3 protein-coding genes and 17 tRNA genes are annotated in these 4,557 nt (G+C 40.8%); all 20 read right to left on the bottom strand.

Annotation, left to right across the window (positions count from 1 at the left end):
* Positions 1-128 precede the first annotated feature (128 nt).
* A complete protein-coding gene (pcsB, locus tag AC5FEC_RS10295; RefSeq protein ID WP_493662104.1) occupies positions 129-1,334 on the bottom strand; it encodes a peptidoglycan hydrolase PcsB in 1,206 nt (401 codons plus the stop codon).
* 96 nt (positions 1,335-1,430) lie between these two features.
* On the bottom strand, positions 1,431-1,931 hold the full coding sequence (gene mreD, locus AC5FEC_RS10290) for a rod shape-determining protein MreD (RefSeq protein WP_037616232.1): 501 nt from the start codon (positions 1,929-1,931) through the stop codon (positions 1,431-1,433).
* 1 nt (position 1,932) lies between these two features.
* Positions 1,933-2,748: a rod shape-determining protein MreC gene (gene mreC / locus AC5FEC_RS10285; protein ID WP_493662103.1), complete on the bottom strand. Its 816-nt coding sequence runs from the start codon at positions 2,746-2,748 to the stop codon at positions 1,933-1,935.
* 166 nt (positions 2,749-2,914) lie between these two features.
* Positions 2,915-3,002: transfer RNA gene (locus tag AC5FEC_RS10280), tRNA-Ser, on the bottom strand.
* Between the two features lie 8 nt (positions 3,003-3,010).
* A tRNA-Ile gene (locus tag AC5FEC_RS10275) sits at positions 3,011-3,084 on the bottom strand.
* A gap of 34 nt (positions 3,085-3,118) precedes the next feature.
* Positions 3,119-3,189: transfer RNA gene (locus AC5FEC_RS10270), tRNA-Gly, on the bottom strand.
* 17 nt (positions 3,190-3,206) lie between these two features.
* A tRNA-Phe gene (locus AC5FEC_RS10265) sits at positions 3,207-3,279 on the bottom strand.
* A gap of 4 nt (positions 3,280-3,283) precedes the next feature.
* A tRNA-Met gene (locus tag AC5FEC_RS10260) sits at positions 3,284-3,357 on the bottom strand.
* Between the two features lie 13 nt (positions 3,358-3,370).
* Positions 3,371-3,460 (bottom strand) — tRNA-Ser (locus AC5FEC_RS10255).
* Between the two features lie 23 nt (positions 3,461-3,483).
* A tRNA-Ile gene (locus AC5FEC_RS10250) sits at positions 3,484-3,557 on the bottom strand.
* Between the two features lie 13 nt (positions 3,558-3,570).
* Positions 3,571-3,644 (bottom strand) — tRNA-Met (locus AC5FEC_RS10245).
* 5 nt (positions 3,645-3,649) lie between these two features.
* Positions 3,650-3,723 (bottom strand) — tRNA-Pro (locus tag AC5FEC_RS10240).
* A 40-nt stretch (positions 3,724-3,763) separates the two neighbouring features.
* Positions 3,764-3,837: transfer RNA gene (locus AC5FEC_RS10235), tRNA-Arg, on the bottom strand.
* Between the two features lie 15 nt (positions 3,838-3,852).
* Positions 3,853-3,938 (bottom strand) — tRNA-Leu (locus AC5FEC_RS10230).
* 5 nt (positions 3,939-3,943) lie between these two features.
* Positions 3,944-4,015: transfer RNA gene (locus tag AC5FEC_RS10225), tRNA-Gly, on the bottom strand.
* 15 nt (positions 4,016-4,030) lie between these two features.
* Positions 4,031-4,103, bottom strand: a tRNA-Thr gene (locus AC5FEC_RS10220).
* Positions 4,104-4,120: 17 nt separating this feature from the next.
* A tRNA-Leu gene (locus AC5FEC_RS10215) sits at positions 4,121-4,202 on the bottom strand.
* 5 nt (positions 4,203-4,207) lie between these two features.
* A tRNA-Lys gene (locus AC5FEC_RS10210) sits at positions 4,208-4,280 on the bottom strand.
* A 76-nt stretch (positions 4,281-4,356) separates the two neighbouring features.
* A tRNA-Asp gene (locus AC5FEC_RS10205) sits at positions 4,357-4,429 on the bottom strand.
* Between the two features lie 4 nt (positions 4,430-4,433).
* Positions 4,434-4,506 (bottom strand) — tRNA-Val (locus tag AC5FEC_RS10200).
* Positions 4,507-4,557: the final 51 nt, after the last annotated feature.

The following is a 4,557-nucleotide window of genomic DNA, read 5'->3' as shown; positions in this document are numbered from 1 at the left end:
TTTTTGCATGCCCTTTTATGGCTCAAAAAGTGTTAAAAATAAGACAGTAACCTCGGAATAGCTACTGTCTTATCTCATTTTTCACTTAAAGCCTTGACAGACTTGACAAATGGTAGAAAAGAGCCAATTTAATTTGGATAAATATAAGTTACAGCACCTGGATTAAACCAGCCTCGGTAGTTACCAATTGCTTGGTTGCCAGCATAATTAGCTTCTGATACTTGAATGTTAGTAGCAGATTGAACAGCTGTTACTACAGCAACGTGTCCATATCCACCATCATTCCAACATGCAATCGCACCAACCTGAGGTTGTGAACCTGTACGGAAGCCTGCTGCTGCTGCACTAGCTGCCCATTGACCACCATTACCCCAATAGTCACCAGCCCATGGAGCCAAAGTCTTAGCACCCCAAGTACATTGACCTACAGGATAGGTTGTCGCTGAAGAACTGTAAGTAGGACGAGAGACAGTTGCTGCTGGCTGAGTCACTGCTGGTGCAGATATAGTAGCCTCTGCCGCAGGAGCTGCTGCTGTATTATTTACAGCTTGAACCTGAGCTGAGAAGCTAGTATTTGCAGAAGCAAGAACTGCTTGTTGTTGTGCCTGTTGTTGTGCTTTATAAGCTGCCTCTGCTGCTGCTGCTTCTGCTGCTGCTTTCTCTGCTGCTGCTTTTTGCTCTAAAAGGCTATTTTTTTCATTTTCAGCAGTTGTTTTTTCTGCTGCAAGGTTCAACTGAGCAACTTTAAGTTCTGCTTGTTTGGTTGTTAAAACTTGTGCATCATCTGAAAGCTGTTGCTGATTAGCGATAACAGTATTGATTGCTTCATTATTAGCAACTTGTTTTTCAGCAATTGCTTCTTTATCAGCTTTTTGTTGCTCTAACATTTTATTATTTGCTGCAACAATTTCACTCATAGCAGCTACACGTGAAATTGCTTCTGTAATAGAGCTAGAACTCACGATTGTATTAATGTAACTAGTAGCAGTTCCATTCGTTTGAGCACTACGAGCTTGATTAGCAAGCGATTCATTTCGAGCAACGATGTTTTTAGATAAAGTATCAATTTCAGCTGATAACTTAGCAGACTCTGCTGATAATTTTTCATTTTCAGCTTGAAGTTTTTCTTGTTGTTTTTGAATTGCAGAAACTTGACTTTGAATCTCGTCAACTTGTGCTTGTGCTGATTGCTGTTGCGCTGTTATACTGTTAATTTTACTGTCTTGAGCAGCAATTTTATCATCGGTAGAATCCGCTTTTACACTCACAAGTGAAGCTCCTTGAGAAAGGATAAGCGTACTCAACAAAATTGATGCGAACAATTTTTTCTTCATAAAAATATATACTCCTTCTTGGTAAGACATTATATAGTATATCAAAAATCAAAACTGTTTGTGTTACGTATTTATTACATTTCTATTTCTTATTCATCATAAATAGACTTTTTCAAACAAAGATTGGAATACCAAGAAGAAAACAGCATTTAAGAGTAAAGTAGGAACCAAACTAAAGATAATGAAATGTGAAAAATCAATTGCTGCCAGCTTTAAAAGAAGAACCAAAGTGACACTAACTATTTCAATCAAAAAGACAGCCGTAATCACAGATAAAAAACGAGTCAAGCGATTTAACAACAAAACGTCATTCATGTAAATAATGAAAGCACTAAGCAAAGGAAATAAAATCACAAAAATGCCTATAACATGTAAATAATAAACATCATATATCAATCCCAGTCCCATAAATAAAACAAGATTGAAAGTTCTAGAAAAATTAATAGAAATAAAAATCATGTAAATCAGTAATAAGTGGCTGATAGGATAGCACTGACCTGATAATAGACCGATAAAGAGTCGAGACAACTGTCCATCAAGTAATAAGATTAAAAACAAGATAATCGGTGTTAAAATTTTTTCTTTCGAGCTTTTCATATCAATTTCTCACCAAAATTACAGCTTGGATATCTGAAAAATCAGCAGCAGGTTGAACTAAAATCACATCATTCAACTGATCTTTCCCTTTAGAGACAGACAAAACTTTTCCCACAAGTAAATTTTCTGCATTATAGGTGCCCAATCCGCTTGTCAGAACAGAAGCTCCTTCTGTAACACCAGAAAAACTATTTAACTGACTTACAATAAAAGTGGAATTTTTAGAATCAAAACCAGTAATAATACCATAGACAAAACCAGTCTCTGTTTGAATCTTCACAGAAATTTGGCTTGAATTTTTTTCATTGCTAAGCAAGGTCACAACACTTGAATCAGCAGAAACCTGTGTTACTGCTCCGATGACTCCACCATTAGAAATTGCCAGCATTGATTTTGTAACATCACTAGCAGCCCCTTTATCAATTGTCAGCTCATTTGTCCAAGCAGACGGACTACGAGCAATCACCTCTGAAGCAATTTTAATCGTGTTTTGGTCCTGCTCTTTTAAATCTAATAATTGCCTTAATTGACTATTCTCATCTTCCAAAGAATCAACTTTATTTGCCTTCTCTTCTATGGTATAAAGCGCTTTCTTTAAATCTCCATTTTCTTTATACGTTTTCATCAAATCAAAAAGTCTATCTTTTTCATTTAACACAAAGGTAACAGGCCGAGCAATCATTCGATCAATTGTTGAAATTATATTAGAAGAAAAAGAAATAAAATAAGACGAGACAGGTGAAAGTAACAACCCTCCTATTAAGCTAATAGTTATTAAAAAGAAAATAAAAAACTTAGATTTTTTAAATTTATTCATAAAAATAAACCTCAGCAATATCAATACATAATGGTTCCAACTAGATATATGTTCCTTATTACAGCATATATCAATTTTAAAGAAAAAATTAAGATTAGATTAACTTACCTTAATGCAAAAAGATACAAGAAAAGGAGATAGCATCAGCTAAACTCCTTACTTATAGCGGAGAATGGGGGATTCGAACCCCCGCGCCAGTTACCCGACCTAACGATTTAGCAAACCGTCCTCTTCAGCCTCTTGAGTAATTCTCCAATATTAATGGGCACGAGTGGACTCGAACCACCGACCTCACGCTTATCAGGCGTGCGCTCTAACCACCTGAGCTACGCGCCCAAGTTAAAAACTTGGATTGAACAATCTAGTTCAAAGCGGGTGACGAGAATCGAACTCGCGACAACAGCTTGGAAGGCTGTAGTTTTACCACTAAACTACACCCGCTTATATTCAGAATAAAATGGCGCGAGACGGAATCGAACCGCCGACACATGGAGCTTCAATCCATTGCTCTACCAACTGAGCTACCGAGCCAAAATTGCGGGAGCAGGATTTGAACCTACGACCTTCGGGTTATGAGCCCGACGAGCTACCTAGCTGCTCCATCCCGCGATATTCTTATCTAAGGAGGATGTGGGATTCGAACCCACGCACGCTTTTACACGCCTGACGGTTTTCAAGACCGTTCCCTTCAGCCGGACTTGGGTAATCCTCCAACATAGTGAGTTTCACACAATATGGACCTTGTAGGACTTGAACCTACGACCACTCGGTTATGAGCCGAGAGCTCTAACCAGCTGAGCTAAAGGTCCAACAAGATCATCATAGCGGCGAAGGGGATCGAACCCCCGACCTCCCGGGTATGAACCGGACGCTCTAGCCAGCTGAGCTACACCGCCATATATCGGGAAGACAGGATTCGAACCTGCGACACCTTGGTCCCAAACCAAGTACTCTACCAAGCTGAGCTACTTCCCGAGAAAATCCAAAAACGGAGTCATGAGACTTCGTTCTAATATGCACCCTAGAGGAGTCGAACCTCTAACCGCCTGATTCGTAGTCAGGTACTCTATCCAGTTGAGCTAAGGGTGCTCTTTTAAACTCTCATGCCGAGGACCGGAATCGAACCGGTACGATCGTTGCCAATCGCAGGATTTTAAGTCCTGTGCGTCTGCCAGTTCCGCCACCCCGGCCTCAAAGCGAACGACGGGATTCGAACCCGCGACCCCCACCTTGGCAAGGTGGTGTTCTACCACTGAACTACGTTCGCATCTGTATAAAAAAATGCCGGCTACATGACTTGAACACGCGACCCTCTGATTACAAATCAGATGCTCTACCAACTGAGCTAAGCCGGCTCACTTCTATTTCTTCATGCGGGTTAAGGGACTTGAACCCCCACGCCCTAAAGCGCCAGATCCTAAATCTGGTGCGTCTGCCAATTCCGCCAAACCCGCTTATATGACCCGTACTGGGCTCGAACCAGTGACCCTTTGATTAAAAGTCAAATGCTCTACCAACTGAGCTAACGAGTCTTTATAGAGTTGTCAAATAGGACTCAAGTGACACTTAATCCATCCGCAACATTCAATTGCATTTCCACAATTGAAACGGTCCCGACGGGAATCGAACCCGCGATCTTCGCCGTGACAGGGCGACGTGATAACCGCTACACTACGGGACCTATATGGGAGTTAACGGGATCGAACCGCTGACCCTCTGCTTGTAAGGCAGATGCTCTCCCAGCTGAGCTAAACTCCCAAAAAGGAAGTACTACTACTTCCTATCCTGCTAAGCGACTTCCATATCTCA

Source organism: Streptococcus sp. STC1396 (assembly GCF_058933875.1).
The sequence above is the reverse complement of the archived record's forward strand: the minus strand, read 5'-3'. Positions and strand labels throughout refer to the sequence as shown.